The sequence below is a fragment of the Zoogloea sp. genome, from assembly GCF_028693495.1.
Classification (GTDB): domain Bacteria; phylum Pseudomonadota; class Gammaproteobacteria; order Burkholderiales; family Rhodocyclaceae; genus Zoogloea.
The window spans coordinates 1-15626 of the sequence record NZ_JAQUVG010000009.1; the positions used below are offsets into that span (position 1 = coordinate 1).

Genomic DNA, 15626 nt, shown 5'->3' on the forward strand with positions numbered 1-15626 from the left:
GCTGTATCGGGTGCCGCCCAAGGCCGTGGCCAAGAACCTCGCCGTGCCCATTTCGACGCTGTACCGCTGGGTGCCTGCCTCCGCGCACGCTTAACGTGCTTTATTATCCGTTTTCTGAAACGACCCCTAGTAGCTGGCGCTCTTCTGGCGGTCGCGCCCGGCGAGGCGGTAGATGAAGCTGCCCCTGGGGTACAGGCGCAGCTTGCGGTGGCCGGACTCGGTGATGTCGTAGACGCGCTCTTCATCTTTGTATTCGGCGAGGCGGCAGGAGGGGACGAACCAGGCGGTATCGAGCTTGTCGGCGTCCGAAGCGGCGCCGCTGCCCTTGCGGCGGCCGCGGCCGGTGTTGTCGTCGGCGGACTCGCTGTCGTTGGCATCGTCGTTGCCTTCGCTGTCGGTGTCCTCGGTGTCGGTGTCCTCGTCTTCCGCTGCGGCAGCTTTGCCCTTCTTGGGTGCGGGCTTCACCTCGTAGAGGTCATCGGATGCAAAGAAACCGCGGTAACTCAGCAGCGCCTCATACACCGCGCCGAGCTGGTTGATGGACAGCAGCTGGTAGCTGACCCGGCCGCTGCGGCGCCCCCTGCCCTGGCCCCGGGTGAGCGACATGAGGCGGATGATGGTCTGCCAGATGTGGTTGGGGAAGCGCACCTTGCCCAGCAGCGGCAGGGTGCTGTCGTCGAACAGGCGGCTGTCCAGCGGCGCGAGCGCGAAGGTTTCTCGGGCACCGGCCACGGTGCTGCCGCCCGAGCCGAGGGCGTGCTGGGTGGGGCCGCCCAGGCCGGTGCCTTCGGCAACGAGCTTGAAGAGACGGCGCAGGGTGGCGTCGAAGTAGAAGCCGTCGCGGGCGTGGGGCGTGGTGAGCGGCTGCATCTCCAGGTCGCGCAGGCTCTCGAGGCTGTAGCCCTTGAGGTAAATATCGCTCTTGGCGATGGGCACGTAGCCGAGTTCGGGCCGGGCCTCGATGTAGAACATGAAGAGCAGGCGATACACCAGGCGCAGACATTCGAGACTGAGGTCGCCAGCGTCGAGCTGGTCCTTTCCACTGAAAAAGCCCTTCTTGGCGTCGGCCGCCTGCTCGCGCAGCTGGCGCGCAGCCTCGTTGCCGAGGAGTTCGATGGCTTCACGCAGGGCGTACTTGAGGTCTTCGCTGACACCGAAAGCGTGCTTGTGGGCGTTCTCGTCCAGGCTCTCCAGCAGGCTGTTGCCCTCGCCGGGGGCAAGACAGTCCTTGTGCAACAGCGCGGCGCAAGCCTTGAGGGTGTCGGCGTCCTTACGGTCGAGGATGTCGGCCCAGTTGAAGCGTAGCGCGCGGTTGTTGGGCCACTTGTAGCGGTCGAGCAGCAGCCATTCGTCCAGCCCGCACAGCAGCACGTAGCGCGGTGGGGTATCGGCACCGAACACCACGCCAGAGAGCAGGTCGGCCCAGGTCTCATTGCGCAGGGCTTGGGGCACCGGCTCGCCGCCGTAGTGCAGGCTGAGCAGCTTGTGGTCGAGCAGCTCCTGGTCTTCGGCGCCAGGCTGGTAGGCGGGGAGGATGGCGAGCTGTGGCAGTTGCAGGTGCCAGAAAGGAAGCGCCTTGCCGGTAGCCAGTTCGTGCACGGGAGGTAGCTTGCCCGGCACGGCGTGGCCCAGGGCCTGCAGCAGGCCGGCCTGGAGCTGGGTGAAGAGGCGCCAGCGCTCGGCGGCGTCGCCAGCCCGTTGCATCTGGCTGCGCAGGGCGAACCACTTTTGCGCCCAGGCTTGCAGGCGCCTGTGGGGCCCGCGGTGGCGGTCGCGAGCGGTCTCATCTACCTCGTTGCCTTGAGCCAATGTTTCGGCGGCCTCCCAGGCGTCGAGCCGGGCCTTGATGTCGCCCTTGAAGACCTCGGCCAGGTAGTGGTGGCTGTAGAACTCGTTTTCGTTGGTGATGCCGGCGAAGGTTTGAACGGCGTCCAGTACGGGCATGGTCAGGCTCCGGCAGGGCTGGGGTTGCAAACGGCGGCGAGCACCTGAATCCAGGGCTGCGGCTCGGTGGTGAGGGTGTCTTCCACCCAGCGCCGGTAGTCGTCAAAAACGCGGTGGATATCGCGGCTCTTCTGCTCGAAGCGACCGCGCTTGACGGTTTCGAGCTGCTTCTCGAGGTCGAGGCTGAGCTGTTCGATTTGGCGGCCCTGCAGGCGCTGCAAGTCGGTCAGCGTGCTTTCGAGGCGCTTGGCGAGTTCGGCCGAGAAGGCGGCCTGCTGCTTGAGCATGTAGGCGTGCATCGCGCGCACCGCGCCGGGCAAGGCGCTCTGCATGACCTCGGTGGTCGCAGTGAGCTCCGAGGTATGCCCACGGTTGGGCAAGCCACCCGCTTTGAGGCCAGCGCGGGCGATGAAGGCGTCGAAGGACTCCAGCGTGAAGGGAGCTGAAGCGCCCTGCCCCACCCGGCTCGCCACCTGCCACTCGACCAGCATGGGCTGGCCCTTGCGGTTGGGGATGAGGCTCATGAGGATGAAGGCCTGCTCGCCGGGCGCGAGCTTGTGGCTTTGCAGCAGCGGCGCCCGGTGGCGACCGAAATGCGTCAGCACGCGGTCGCCCAGCCATTCGACGATGGGATGCTGGGGCCAGAGGTAGTGCAGCTTGGGCCAGGTGTCCTGCTCAGCGCGGGCCTGGCGGGCAGTTTCAATCGCATCGGCCATGCGCCGGGGGTCGGCGCACAGGGCGTAGTGGTCGTTGTCGGCCTGGGCTTCGCGCGGCAACTGGCGCAGGCGGTCTTGCAGGTCAAGCGGCGCGGTGAGCGCGATGACGCGCTCGGCATCCTCGGCGGTCCACTGGCACAGGGTCTGGCCCTGGTTGAGCAGGGTCAGCGCGGTCTTGGCGTAGTGGAAGTCGCTGTCGAAGAGAGAGGCGGGCTCGGCGATGTTGTCGAGGCTGCTACCGGCGGCGGGCGTCGCCTCTTCGTCTTCGGTTGCGCTGTTGCCGCTGAAGAGGGTCATCAGCCAGTCGCCGTCATTGTCCGAGTCAGAGGCGACCGCCGCGTCCATCGTGGCTTCGACCTGTTCGGGGCTGAGGCCTTCGGCCATGAAGTCGGCGACCTTCTCCGCTTCCTTTTCCGGGTCGAAGACGTTGAGAAAGGCCGAAGGGTCGCCAAGGTTCAAGGTGGCCTGCTCGTCCTTGCGTTCGAGGATTTCCAAGATGCGCAGGTCGCCCTTGATTTTCTCGTTCGCGGCGTCGGTAAAAAGATAGACGATGTGCGGCTGATGCTTCTGGCCATAGCGGTCGACGCGGCCGTTGCGCTGCTGGAAGACCATCAGCGACCAGGGCAGGTCGAAGTGCACCAGACGGTGGCAGAAGTAGTGCAGGTTGAGGCCTTCGCTGGCGACGTCCGAACACAAGAGGATGCGCAGCGGGTCGTCCAGGCGACCGAAGCGGTCGACCAGCTCCTGCTGCTCCGTGTCGGCCATCTGGCCGTGCAACACCTCAATCTGATTGGGCTTGAGCTTGAGGTCGGCGCTGAGGTGCTCGCGTAGCCAGCGCAGGGTCTCGATGCGCTCGGAAAAGATGACCAGGCGGTCTTCGGCGTGCTTGACCTGCCAGCTGAACTCGGCTGACTGCAGGTGCTGCTTGAGACGCTGGTACTTGCTGAACTGGGTTGCCGCCGGGTCGGTGGCGAGAGGGGTGAGCGTCTCTTCAAAGTAGCGCAGGGATTCGACCTCAGTCGCCTCCTCTTGCGTCGGACTGCTCTTGCCCTGCAGCAGGGCCATGCGCTTGCGCGTGGATTCCATCGCGGCCGCCGGGCTGGAGAACAGCGCCTTCTGCATCGCGATACGCTGGAGCTCCTGCTGCTTGCCGGCCCGGTGCTCACCGCCCTGAGTGAAGGGAATCTCCAGCAGCGCGCGGTAGGCGGCTTCCTCCTGCGCCGTGGCGGGCGTGCGCAGGCAGTTGGTAACGCGCTCCTGGAAGTCGGCGCTAACCTGGTCGCGGATGTCCTTCTTGAAGCGGCGGATGACCAGGCCCTTGCTGCGGAAGTCGTCAGGCGTGTAGTCGTCGGGGTCGGAGATGGCCGTGGGGTCGAGCAGGCTCATCAGTGAGGCGAAGCTGCGCGCCGAGCCGTCGTGCGGCGTAGCCGAAAGCAGCATGAGGGTGTCCGAGCGGGTGGCCAGCAGCTTCGCCAGCCGCGCGCGGCGCGAGAGCCCCGACTCGCCTAACCGGGCGGCGACGTTGTGGCATTCGTCGATGACGATGATGTCCCACCAGGCGTTCTCGAGATAGTTGCGGTACTCGAGGTTGCTCTTGAGGGTATCGATGGAGATGATGCTGCGGTCGAAGTAGTTGAACGGGTTATGGTTGGCGGGGATGCGGTTGCGCACGCGAGCCAGGCCTACCGAGTCCAAACGCACCAGCGGGATGGAGAAGCGGCTCCACCACTCCTTCTGGAACTGCGTGAGCATCGCCTTTTGCGTGACCACCAGGATGCGCTTTCCCCTGCCCCGCTGAATCAGCTCGGTCGCGAGCACGCCCGCTTCCAGCGTCTTGCCCAGACCGACCGCATCGGCAATCAGGATGCGCGAGCGCGGCTGACGCAGCGCCTGCAGCGCCGGGTCGAGCTGATAGGGCACCAGGTTCATCACCCCGCGGTGGCCCAGATGGACCTTGTCGTCGTTGGCGACGTTGCGCCGGCGCAGACTCTCCAGATACAGGATGCTGGCGTTGTAGGCGGGGGTGTCGTCGGGGATGAGCTCGGTCTTCTCCGGGTCGAGGACGTGAATCTCGTCCTCTAGGACGGTGAGGAACAGGGCCGACTGGCTGCGAACCAGCTCTGAGATGCCGTCGCAGGTAAGAAGCCAGCCACCGTCGGTGGCGGGGTCGATACGACGGACGAGCCATTCTTCGTCGCGGATGACGACGCGGGAGCCGGGGGCAAAAGGAAGCATCAGCAGATTCGACTGGTTATGAGAAGTGCTTACGGGAAGCCGCGGAGATTATCGCAGATGCGCGATAAGGCACGGCAGCCGGCATGCGGGTCCGCACCGGGCGGTTCGAGATCTTGAGCAGACGGTTACTGTTGCGCCACCAGCGTCGGTTGTTCGCCGCCACTTGTCGCGCCACGTCTTCCTTCGCACCTAATGCCTTGAGTTCGCGGTAGATCGTCCCCGGCCGTCTCCAGTGCTTGAGCTGTATGGCCCGCAATCGGTGGCGCAGCCACTCGTCCAGCCTCAGCCAAACTGCGGGCGTTTGCGCTAGTCCGAAGTACACCTTCCATCCAAGCAGATAGGGCCGGATTTTCTCTACGACTTGCCCCATGCTGCATCCCCCTGAGCGCCTTGTGGGCCACTGCACATTTGACTTCTTTGCCCCTGGCCACCCACAGCGCATACCCCAGGAACTTCCGCCCAAAAGCACTGGCCACCGCGCTCTTCGCTTCGTTGATCTGAAGCCGCAGCTTGGCGTACAGCGTCCTGAGCAGCGCCATCACCCGTTCGCCAGCCTTTCGGCTGACCACGTAGACGTTGCAGTCGTCGGCGTAGCGCGCGAAGCTGTAGCCTCGCGTATCAAGCGCCTTGTCCACCTCGTCGAGCAGCACGTTGGCCAGCAGCGGGGATAGCGGTCCGCCTTGCGGCGTTCCCAGGTGGCGCTCGATCACCACCCCGCCATCCATGATCCCGGCGTTCAGGTATGCACGAACCAGCCGGATCACTCCGGCGTCATCGATGCGTCGCTTGAGCCTGTCGATCAGGATGTCGTGGTTGACCCGGTCGAAGAACTTCTCCAGGTCCACGTCCACCACCACGCGCTTGCCCGACTGCACGTAGCTACGCGCGGCCTTGACCGCGTCGTGCGCCCGCCTGCCGGGACGGAACCCATGGCTGTGTTCGCTGAAAGTGGGGTCGATCAGGGGTTGCAGCACTTGCAACAGTGCCTGCTGGATCAGCCGATCCAGCGCCGTCGGGATGCCCAGCTCACGCTGGCTACCGTCCGGCTTGGGAATCATGACCTTGCGTACCGGACTCGGCCGGTAGCACCCCTGCAACAGCGCCTCACGAATGTCGGGCCAGCGCGTGCGCAGCAGATCGGCGGTCTGCTCGATGTCGAGCCCATCCGCCCCGGCCGCACCCTTGTTGGCCTTGACCCGTTTCCAGGCCGCTTGCAGGTTCTGTCTCGTCAGCGCCGCTTCCAGCAGGCCACCGGTGCCCGCCTTCGGCCTTGCCGACCCTGTGTCCGGGTCTTCACTCGGCGGGCCGCTGGCTTCGTCGCTGATGAGATCACGCACGGCTTCACCGGACGCTTCCCCCACCCTCACGCAGTTGCGCTTCACTTCACTCACTGTGACCAGCTCGTGGCGGGACTTGCACCCGCAGGCGTGCGCCCATGCTGGGCGCACAAACAAAAAAGCCCTGAATAATCAGGGCTTTCGTGTTTTTTCTTGGCGGAGAGTGAGGGATTCGAACCCTCGATGCAAGTTTTAGCTCGCATGCTCCCTTAGCAGGGGAGTGCCTTCGACCTCTCGGCCAACTCTCCTCCGCAAGAGCTGCGCATTTTAGACAACGCTCAGCCCATTGTCAAAAATAATTTACGCTTGATCGAGGCCAAAGGCGCGGTGCAGAACACGGACGGCCAACTCCAGGTACTTCTCGTCGATGGCAACGGAGATCTTGATCTCGGAAGTGGAGATCATCTGGATGTTGATGCCTTCCTCGGCCAGGGTCCGGAACATGCGGGAGGCCACGCCCGGGTGGGAGCGCATGCCGACGCCGACGATGGAGACCTTGGCCATGGTGCGGTCGCCCTCGATGGCGCGGGCGCCGATGTGGCCCTGCACGCCTTCAAGGATCTTGATGGCCTTCTCGTAGTCAGGACGATTGACGGTAAACGAGAAGTCGGTGGTGCCATCATGGCCGACGTTCTGGATGATCATGTCCACATCGACGTTGGCGTCCGCCACGGGACCGAGGATCTGATAGGCGATGCCCGGCTTGTCGGGAACGCCCAGCACGGTGATCTTGGCTTCGTCGCGGTTGAATGCAATGCCGGAGATGATCGGCTGTTCCATGTTCTTGTCTTCCTCTACGGTAATCAGGGTGCCCTCACCTTCCTCCTGGAAGCTGGAGAGAACACGAAGCTTCACTTTGTACTTGCCGGCAAATTCCACCGAGCGGATCTGCAGCACCTTGGAGCCGAGGCTGGCCATTTCCAGCATCTCTTCAAAGGTGATGGTGTCCAGCTTGCGGGCTTCCGGAACAACCCGGGGGTCGGTGGTGTACACGCCATCCACGTCGGTATAGATCTGGCACTCATCTGCCTTGATCGCCGCGGCCAGGGCTACGCCTGTGGTGTCCGAGCCACCCCGGCCAAGTGTGGTGATGTTGCCGGCGTCGTCGACACCCTGGAAACCCGCCACAACGACAACGGAACCCGCATCCAGGTCACGAAGGATGTTTGCACCATCGATGTCCAGGATGCGGGCTTTGGTGAAGGCGTTGTCGGTGAGGATGCGCACCTGACCACCCGTGTAGCTGCGCGCCTTGACGCCCATCTCCTCCAGAGCCATGCACAGGAGACCGATGGTGACCTGCTCGCCGGTGGAAATCACCACGTCGAGCTCACGGGGGCTGGGGGCCGGACTGATTTCCTTGGCCAGAGCAATCAGACGGTTGGTCTCGCCGCTCATCGCGGACAGGACGATCACCATCTTGTGCCCTTGGGCGTGGAACTTCGCGACCCGCTTGGCCACGTTCTTGATCCGTTCTGGATTGCCGACGGAAGTGCCGCCGTACTTCTGAACTATGAGCGCCATCTTGACTTCTAAGAAGGTGTGATGTGGAAAGCTCATGATCTTATCGGATTACGGTCTTGCGTGCAGCAAGTCGCACTGACAAATGCCGTCCGTGCTTCATGTCACGGGGACGACATGTGGAAAACCCTAATCAATGCAAATATGTCGTTGTATCCGTAGAGCGTACTGATCTATACTTTCCGACATATAACGAAAGTTATACAAAACAGCAGCTAGTCTGTTGTTAAGACTGACAGAGTGACGACCCCCTAGAGGATTGCAAAATGAAAACGACCGAAAAAGTTGATGTCCGCGAAATCCGCCGCAAGCTTGGCCTGAACCAGTCCCAGTTCTGGTCCAAGATCGGTGTCACCCAGAGCGGCGGCTCCCGCTACGAAAGCGGCCGCAACATCCCCCGCCCCGTGCAGGCCCTGCTGCGCCTCGTGCATATTGAGCAGGTGGATATCAGCAAGATCAAGAAGGATGACGTGGAAGTGGTCGAGTACCTGAAAGCCACCAACCCTGAGCTCTTCAAGACCCTCAAGAAGGAAGCTCGCGCAAAGAAGAAGGAACGCGTGGCCCATTAAAGAGTGGATCCACGCGCTAGGGGCTGACCAGTACGGTCAGCCCCTTTGCTTTCAAGGCTACTGCCGCAGCCTCCAGTTCTTCTAACGTCATGGAATCCAGATGAACGGCCTCCGGCTGATGGGATTCTCGGGCCACGCCATACAGCAGCACTCCCCGCAGCGCGCTCAGTCCAGCCTGTTCCAGCAAGGCCTGCCAGGCTTCCAGTTGCGGGCCGTCGGGCAAGGCCCCATCCCAGCGGAACATGCAGGTCTGCACCCACGTAGGGCACAGGCGAGCGCACAGGGCCAGACGCCGGGCATGAGCCTCGGGGGTGATCTCCACCCCATTGATGCGGGCGATGTCTTCCCCACGTCCTGCATCCACCTTGAACCACACCTCCCCGCCCGCCCGGGCCAGCCGGCGCAAGCCTTCCTGCACGTAGGGGCGATCCACGAGGCTGCCGTTGGTGATCAGACGTACCGGCACCGCTGCCAAACCCCATTCGTCCCGGATGGCGATCACACGCTCGACGATGCGTGCAAACGCCTTGCAGCTGGTGGGCTCTCCATTGCCGGAAAAGGCAATGTCACGAATCACCCGGGCATCCTCGGGCACATGCTCCTCCATGAAGGTGCCCTGGAGAAGCGCCTGCAGGAAAGATCGCAACTCCCGCTCCAGCAGTTCCAGGTCGATGTCCGGTGCGCTGCCCCGGACCAGCCCGGGCACCTGGCAGTAGGCACAATGCCAGTTGCAGGCATTGTTGGGATTCAGATTGATGCCGACCGACACGCCCCCGGCCCGCCGGGACACCACAGGATAGATGTAGGTGTTGGTACTGAAACAGCGATTGTGGTCACTGACCGTGAGCATCTGTCCCTGCTGATTCATGCTGCCGCCCGGGGGTCAAAAGGAGGTCGCGTATAATAGTGAGCTTTTACAGCCATCGGTGCACCCCATGCGCATCACCCGCCGCCTGGAATTCGACGCAGGCCATCGCATTCCCGACCACGCCAGCCAGTGCCGCCACCTGCACGGCCACCGCTACACCCTGGAGATCACCCTGACGGGGGGGGTGATCCAGGCCGATGGAGTGCCCGTCAACGGCATGGTGATGGATTTTGCCGACGTCAAGGCCATCGCCAAACAGAACCTGGTGGATCTGTGGGATCACGCCTTCCTCGCCTATCGGGGAGACACCCGGGTCGTGGAGTTCCTGACCTCGATGCCCGGCCACAAGACCGTCGTGCTGGACGTGGTTCCCACCGCGGAAAATCTGGCAGCGGAGGCTTTCCGCATCCTCGACCCCCTGTACAAGGACGTCTATGGCAACCAGCTCCGCCTGGCGCGGGTCCGTCTCTACGAAACCCCCAACTGCTGGGCCGACGCCCTGCGGGACGAACAGGACAGCCGGTCGAGGTAACCGGATACCACCTGCGCCACCCGCCATGCCGCCAGACTCTCTCCCTTCAACCACCCGAAAGGAGACCGGCATGGCCAAGAAGATCCTGATGATTTGCGGCGATTTTTGCGAAGACTACGAAACCATGGTGCCCTTCCAGGCACTCCAGGCCGTCGGGCACACGGTGCATGCCGTCTGCCCGGAGCGCAAGGCAGGCGATACCATTGCCACCGCGATCCATGATTTCGAAGGCGACCAGACCTACACCGAAAAACGCGGCCACAACTTCACCCTCAACGCCACCTTCGCCGACATCCGGGCTGAAGCATACGACGCACTGGTGATTCCCGGCGGCAGGGGTCCGGAATACCTGCGCCTCTACCCCGCCGTGATCGAGGCAGTAAGGCACTTCTTCGAGGCCGACAAGCCCGTGGCGGCCGTCTGTCATGGCGCCCAGCTGCTGGCCGGCGCCCGGGTCCTGCAAGGGCGCACCTGCTCCGCCTATCCAGCCTGCCGGGCCGAGGTCGAACTGGCGGGTGGCACCTTTGCGGACATCCCCGTGGACCAGGCCATCACCGACGGCAAGCTGGTCACCGCCCCCGCCTGGCCCGCTCACCCGGCCTGGATCGCCCAGTTCCTGGCGGTCCTGGGGACAACGATCGCTCACTAGCGCATCAAGCATCCTAGGTTCCGCAGAGCGTCCCAGCCCCCTAAAATGGGGGCATGGGGACGTCCCCGCCTTTGGAGCACCGCGACGATGTGCCAGATCTTCATCAATGCCAACCCGAAGCTCTACGCCAGCCGCAGCCGATCCATCCGTCTTCACGGCGTAGCCACCAGCCTGCGCCTGGAGAATCTGTTCTGGAACATCCTGGAAGAGATCGCTACCCGCGACGGCCTGAGCGTTCCACTGCTCGTCAGCCGGCTCCACGACGAACTGCTGGCCAGCGGCCAGTTGAATGAGCACACGAACTTCACGTCCTTCCTGAGGGTCAGTTGCATGCGTTATCAGCAGTTGCAGCTCGCCGGCCGTATTCCAACGGATCCCCATCAGCCCTTGCGCGACCTGGACTCCCGCTGGGTACTGGCCGCAGAACACCGCCCTTCCGCCTGAAAGACCTCATTGATGATCGACCTCTATTACTGGACCACCCCCAACGGCCACAAGATCACGCTGTTCCTGGAAGAAACCGGCCTGCCCTACCGGATGGTCCCCATCCACATCGGCAAGGGGGAGCAGTTCGCCCCGGACTTCCTCCGGATCGCCCCCAACAACCGGATCCCCGCCATCGTGGACCACGCCCCCGCTGACAAGGGCGAACCGGTTTCCGTCTTCGAGTCGGGGGCCATCTTGCTGTATCTGGCAGAAAAGACCGGCCGGTTCCTCTCCTCCGAACTCCGGGAGCGCACGGAAACCCTGCAGTGGCTGTTCTGGCAAATGGGCGGCCTCGGCCCTATGGCAGGGCAGAATCACCACTTCGTACAGTACGCCCCAGAGGTCATACCCTACGCCATCGAGCGCTACGTCAAGGAAACCGCCCGCCTCTACGCAGTACTCAACAAACGGCTGGCCGATCGCCCCTTCATTGCCGGGGAGTCCTACTCCATCGCAGACATGGCCTGCTACCCCTGGATCGTGCCTCACGCACGCCAGCGCCAGGACCTGCAAGATTTTCCTCACCTGCAGCGCTGGTTCGAAGAGATCCACCAGCGCCCTGCCTCTATCCGGGCTTACGCCCTGGCGGACGGAATCAATCCAGCCCCCACGGTGGACGAGGCTGCGAAACGGGTCCTTTTCGGGCAGGATGCGGGAACCGTCACAAAACCGTGATGGGCACCGGGACGGACGGAGCCATTTCCGGTAAAATCAACGGCTTAATTGAAGCCGCTTCTTTCTCCCGGGCCGAAGACACCGCTTCACCCTCCACCCGGCCCGTGCGTCCCGCCCCATGACCACATCCATCGAACGTTTCGACCAGCTCGATCTTGCCACGCCCATCCTTGAGGCCCTGACCGAGATCGGTTACGAAACCCCGTCGCCCATCCAGGCGGCCTGCATCCCACATCTGCTCGCCGGCCACGACATCCTCGGCGAAGCCCAGACCGGCACCGGCAAGACAGCAGCCTTTGCCCTCCCTGCCCTCGACCGGGTAGACCTGTCCCGACGCAGCCCCCAGGTACTCGTCCTTACTCCCACCCGGGAACTGGCCATCCAGGTGGCGGAAGCCTTCCAGCGCTATGCCAGCCGGATGCAGGGTTTCCACGTACTGCCGATCTACGGCGGCCAGAGCATGGTGGTGCAGCTGCGCCAGCTGCAGCGCGGCGCCCACGTGGTGGTCGGCACCCCCGGCCGGGTCATGGACCACATTGAGCGCAAGAGCCTCAATCTCGACGGCCTGACCACCCTGGTGCTCGACGAAGCCGACGAAATGCTGCGCATGGGCTTCATCGACGACGTGGAATGGATTCTCGAGCACATCCCTGCAGAACGCCAGACCGCCCTCTTCTCGGCCACCATGCCCGACGCCATCCGCCGGGTGGCCCATCGTTACCTGAGGGATCCCAAGGAAGTCAAGATCAAGGCTGCGACGACCACCGTCTCAACCATCCACCAGCGCTACCTGCAGATTGCCGGCCCGCACAAGCTGGATGCCCTCACCCGCATCCTCGAGGTGGAAGACGAGTTCGACGCCGCCATTGTATTCGTACGCACCAAAACGGCCACCGTAGAACTCGCCGAGAAACTCGAAGCCCGTGGCTACGCTGCCGCCTGCCTGAACGGCGACATGACCCAGCAACTGCGCGAGCGTGTCATCGAGCAGCTCAAGAACAAAACCCTCGACATCGTCGTTGCCACCGACGTGGCGGCTCGTGGCATCGACGTGCCCCGCGTCAGCCATGTGATCAACTACGACATTCCGTACGACACCGAAGCCTACGTTCACCGCATCGGCCGCACCGGCCGTGCGGGCCGCGCCGGCAATGCGATCCTCTTCGTCGCCCCGCGCGAAAACCACCTGCTGCGTCAGATCGAGCGCGCCACCCGCCAGCCGATCGAAGCCCTCAAGCTGCCCTCGCGGGAAGCCGTTGCCGACAAACGGGTCGCCTCCTTCCGCCAGCAGGTTACCGAAGTGCTCGAATCCGAAGACCTGAGCTTCTTCCTCAATGTGATCGCTGGCATGGAAGAGAACAACGACTCGGACATCCGCGAAATCGCGGCTGCGCTCGCCTACCTGGCCCAGAAGGATCGCCCGCTGCAGATGCCGGACTCCGGCAAGCCCGACTTTGCCCAGATGTCTGCCTCCGGCAAGCCGGATCCGCGCGCCCCGCGTGAAACGCGCGAGCCCCGCGAAAACCGGGGTGAAATCCTCGAGCGTCGCCGCGACTACGCGGAAGGCCGCCTGGCCCGCTACCGCATCGACGTGGGCCGTGAGCACATGGCCAGCCCGAAGGACATCGTCGGCGCGATCGCCAACGAAGCAGGTATCGAAAGCCGCTTCATCGGCCAGATCAACCTGTTCGAGGACTACAGCACCGTTGAGCTTCCCCCCGACCTGCCCGCCGACGTGCTGCAGATCCTGAAAAAAGCCCGGGTCCGCCAGCAGATGCTCAACATCCGCCTGGCCAGCCCCGAGGAAGCCGCACGAGAACGGGGGCGCCCCGGCCCTGGTGGCCGTGGAGTTCCCGGCAAGAAGCCCTTCCAGAAAGACGGCTTCCGGGATGACTTCAAGGGGGGCAACAAGGACTTCAAGAGCCGCAAGCCCAAGTTCTGAAGAGCAGCCACCCCGTAACCCAAGCCGCTGGCCCACCACGCCAGCGGCTTTTTTATCGGCTTTCCGCCATGGAGACGCCCGTTCAGGGCGTTGCGCCCACCACACAATCACGCACGCAGGCGGAGCTACGTGTCTTCGGCTCTGGTAGACTGCAACATTTCCGTAAACATGCAGTAACAAATACCCAATGTTTGGACGCCTGCTGCCCCAAGAGGGACGTTTTTTTGACCTTTTCAACTCCCATGCGGAGCAAATCGTTCTCGGAGGCCAGGCTCTGGTCGCATTGATGGAAGATCTTCCCAATGCCGAGAAATACATTGCCGATATCGAGACCATCGAACAGGCTGCCGACAAGATCACCCACGAAACGGTCGCCCAGCTTCACAAGAGCTTCATCACCCCCCTGGACCGGGACGAGATCCACGGGCTGATCAATGCCATGGACGACATCCTGGACACTGTCCAGGACGTGGCCGAATGCACCACCCTCTACCACATCCAGCGCATCACCCCCGAAGCACTGCAACTGGCCAACGTCAGCCTGTCCTGCTGCACCCGGGTCAAGATCGTCGTCGGCCTGATTTCCAACATGGACAACGCCAGCGCCATCCTGCAGACCTGCAATGAAATCGATCGCCTCGAGACCGATGCAGACCGCATCATGCGTGGAGCCATGTCCCGCCTGTTCCGGGACGAGCGGGATGCCCTGCAAGTGATGAAACTGAAGGCCATTTACGAGCAGCTCGAATCAATTACCGACCGCTGCGAGGACGTCGCCAAGATCGTTGAAGGCATCGTGCTGGAAAACGCCTGAGCGACGCATCATGGAAACCGTACAGATTACGTTCTGGGTCATCGCCGGGCTGGTCATCGTCGCCTTGGTGTTCGACTTCATGAACGGCTTCCACGACGCAGCAAACGCCATCGCCACCGTCGTCTCCACAGGCGTGCTCAAGCCCCACCAGGCCGTGGCCTGGGCAGCCTTCTTCAACTTCGTTGCGCTCTTCATCTTTCAGCTCAAGGTGGCCAGCACCGTGGGCAAGGGCATCATCGATCCAGGGGTAGTGGACCACTATCTCATCTTCGGCGCCTTGCTGGGCGCCATCGCCTGGAACGTGATCACCTGGTACTACGGCATCCCGTCCAGCTCCTCACACGCGCTGATCGGCGGGATCGTCGGTGCAGCGATCGCCAAGGCCGGCACTGACCCCCTGATCAGCAGCGGCATCGGAAAAACAGTCGCGTTCATCATCATCTCGCCCCTGTTCGGATACATCCTCGGCTCATTGATCCTGGTGATTGTGGCCTGGGTCTGCCGCAACAAGACCCAGCGCCGGGTAGACAAGTGGTTCCGGCGTCTCCAGCTGGTTTCGGCAGCCCTGTACAGCCTTGGACACGGGGGCAACGACGCCCAGAAGACGGTCGGTATCATCTGGATGCTGCTGCTGGCGGCGGGGGTCACCGCCCAGGGAGATCCGGTCCCCTACTGGGTCGTGGTGAGTTGCTACCTGGCCATTGGCCTGGGCACCCTGTTTGGCGGCTGGCGGATCGTCAAAACCATGGGCCAGCGCATCACCAAGCTCAAGCCGGTAGGCGGCTTCTGTGCCGAAACCGGCGGTGCAATCACCTTGTTCCTGGCCACATCCCTGGGCATCCCGGTATCCACCACCCACACCATCACGGGCGCTATTGTCGGGGTGGGATCCGTACGGCGTGCCAGCGCCGTACGCTGGGGCGTGGCAGGCAATATCGTCTGGGCCTGGGTGCTGACGATCCCCTGCTCGGCACTGATGGCAGCGGGTGGCTACTGGATCGGCCGGGGCATCCTCTGAACCTGTCGCCGGGAGTGCTTGACGCAGAATGAGGCTGGCCCCATTCTCGCGGCACTCCGGCTTTTCATGTCCGTTTGCCATGGCTACTCCCACCCTCAAGCAACAGAAAACCTTTGCCCTGATCCGCATCATCGGCGGCCTGACCTCGGCCGGCGTGCTCGGCTACTCATTCATTGTCAACGTACTGGCCGGCGAGCCTGCAGAAGGCCGCGTACTGCTGACTGGCATTGTCGCCCTGTGTGCCCTGGGCTATGTGGCGTTCTACACCCGCAGCCTGAGTCGTGTTGCGGAAGCCGAGAAAAACACCGGCCAGTCTTGAA

Annotated in this window: 14 protein-coding genes, 1 tRNA gene and 2 pseudogenes; 10 read left to right on the top strand and 7 right to left on the bottom strand. The window is 63.2% G+C overall.

The genetic code is table 11. The annotated features are described in order from the left end of the window. A pseudogene (locus PHD22_RS02845) lies at positions 1-94 on the top strand (recombinase family protein); the annotation flags it as partial. 32 nt (positions 95-126) lie between these two features. On the opposite strand, the gene PHD22_RS02850 reads toward PHD22_RS02845, so the two are convergent. From PHD22_RS02850 to PHD22_RS02875, 6 genes and pseudogenes are all read right to left on the bottom strand, one after another. Beyond that, positions 127-1944 (bottom strand): hypothetical protein, encoded by a 1818-nt coding sequence (locus PHD22_RS02850; RefSeq protein WP_299861999.1) that lies wholly within the window; start codon positions 1942-1944, stop codon positions 127-129. Between the two features lie 2 nt (positions 1945-1946). Continuing rightward, positions 1947-4895: a DEAD/DEAH box helicase gene (locus PHD22_RS02855; protein ID WP_299862002.1), complete on the bottom strand. Its 2949-nt coding sequence runs from the start codon at positions 4893-4895 to the stop codon at positions 1947-1949. Between the two features lie 16 nt (positions 4896-4911). Further along, positions 4912-5337, bottom strand: coding sequence for a group II intron maturase-specific domain-containing protein (locus PHD22_RS02860; RefSeq protein ID WP_366520675.1), 426 nt, complete (start codon positions 5335-5337; stop codon positions 4912-4914). Then, a pseudogene (ltrA, locus tag PHD22_RS02865) lies at positions 5327-6343 on the bottom strand (group II intron reverse transcriptase/maturase); the annotation flags it as partial. The gene PHD22_RS02860 and the pseudogene ltrA, both read right to left, overlap by 11 nt. 43 nt (positions 6344-6386) lie before the next feature. Further along, positions 6387-6480, bottom strand: a tRNA-Ser gene (locus PHD22_RS02870). A 52-nt stretch (positions 6481-6532) separates the two neighbouring features. After that, positions 6533-7756 (bottom strand): aspartate kinase, encoded by a 1224-nt coding sequence (locus PHD22_RS02875; protein WP_299862007.1) that lies wholly within the window; start codon positions 7754-7756, stop codon positions 6533-6535. A gap of 263 nt (positions 7757-8019) precedes the next feature. Here PHD22_RS02875 and PHD22_RS02880 point away from each other — a divergent pair, with 263 nt between their 5' ends. Then, a complete protein-coding gene (locus PHD22_RS02880; protein WP_299862010.1) occupies positions 8020-8322 on the top strand; it encodes a helix-turn-helix domain-containing protein in 303 nt (100 codons plus the stop codon). 16 nt (positions 8323-8338) lie between these two features. On the opposite strand, the gene PHD22_RS02885 is transcribed toward PHD22_RS02880, so the two are convergent. After that, entirely contained in the window at positions 8339-9190 is an 852-nt protein-coding gene (locus tag PHD22_RS02885) for a radical SAM protein (protein WP_299862013.1), read from the bottom strand. 67 nt (positions 9191-9257) lie between these two features. Here PHD22_RS02885 and queD point away from each other — a divergent pair, with 67 nt between their 5' ends. From queD to PHD22_RS02925, 8 genes are all read left to right on the top strand, one after another. Continuing rightward, a complete protein-coding gene (gene queD / locus PHD22_RS02890; protein ID WP_299862016.1) occupies positions 9258-9722 on the top strand; it encodes a 6-carboxytetrahydropterin synthase QueD in 465 nt (154 codons plus the stop codon). A 70-nt stretch (positions 9723-9792) separates the two neighbouring features. After that, entirely contained in the window at positions 9793-10371 is a 579-nt protein-coding gene (locus tag PHD22_RS02895; protein WP_299862018.1) for a DJ-1/PfpI family protein, read from the top strand. Between the two features lie 87 nt (positions 10372-10458). Next, a complete protein-coding gene (locus tag PHD22_RS02900) occupies positions 10459-10815 on the top strand; it encodes a ribbon-helix-helix domain-containing protein (RefSeq protein ID WP_299862021.1) in 357 nt (118 codons plus the stop codon). 12 nt (positions 10816-10827) lie between these two features. Then, positions 10828-11532 (top strand): glutathione binding-like protein, encoded by a 705-nt coding sequence (locus tag PHD22_RS02905; RefSeq protein WP_299862024.1) that lies wholly within the window; start codon positions 10828-10830, stop codon positions 11530-11532. Between the two features lie 118 nt (positions 11533-11650). Further along, entirely contained in the window at positions 11651-13474 is a 1824-nt protein-coding gene (locus tag PHD22_RS02910) for a DEAD/DEAH box helicase (RefSeq protein WP_299862027.1), read from the top strand. 187 nt (positions 13475-13661) lie between these two features. Next, positions 13662-14288, top strand: coding sequence for a DUF47 domain-containing protein (locus PHD22_RS02915; RefSeq protein WP_299862030.1), 627 nt, complete (start codon positions 13662-13664; stop codon positions 14286-14288). A 10-nt stretch (positions 14289-14298) separates the two neighbouring features. Next, on the top strand, positions 14299-15306 hold the full coding sequence (locus tag PHD22_RS02920) for an inorganic phosphate transporter (protein WP_299862033.1): 1008 nt from the start codon (positions 14299-14301) through the stop codon (positions 15304-15306). 79 nt (positions 15307-15385) lie between these two features. Further along, on the top strand, positions 15386-15625 hold the full coding sequence (locus tag PHD22_RS02925) for a hypothetical protein (RefSeq protein WP_299862036.1): 240 nt from the start codon (positions 15386-15388) through the stop codon (positions 15623-15625). Position 15626: the final 1 nt, after the last annotated feature.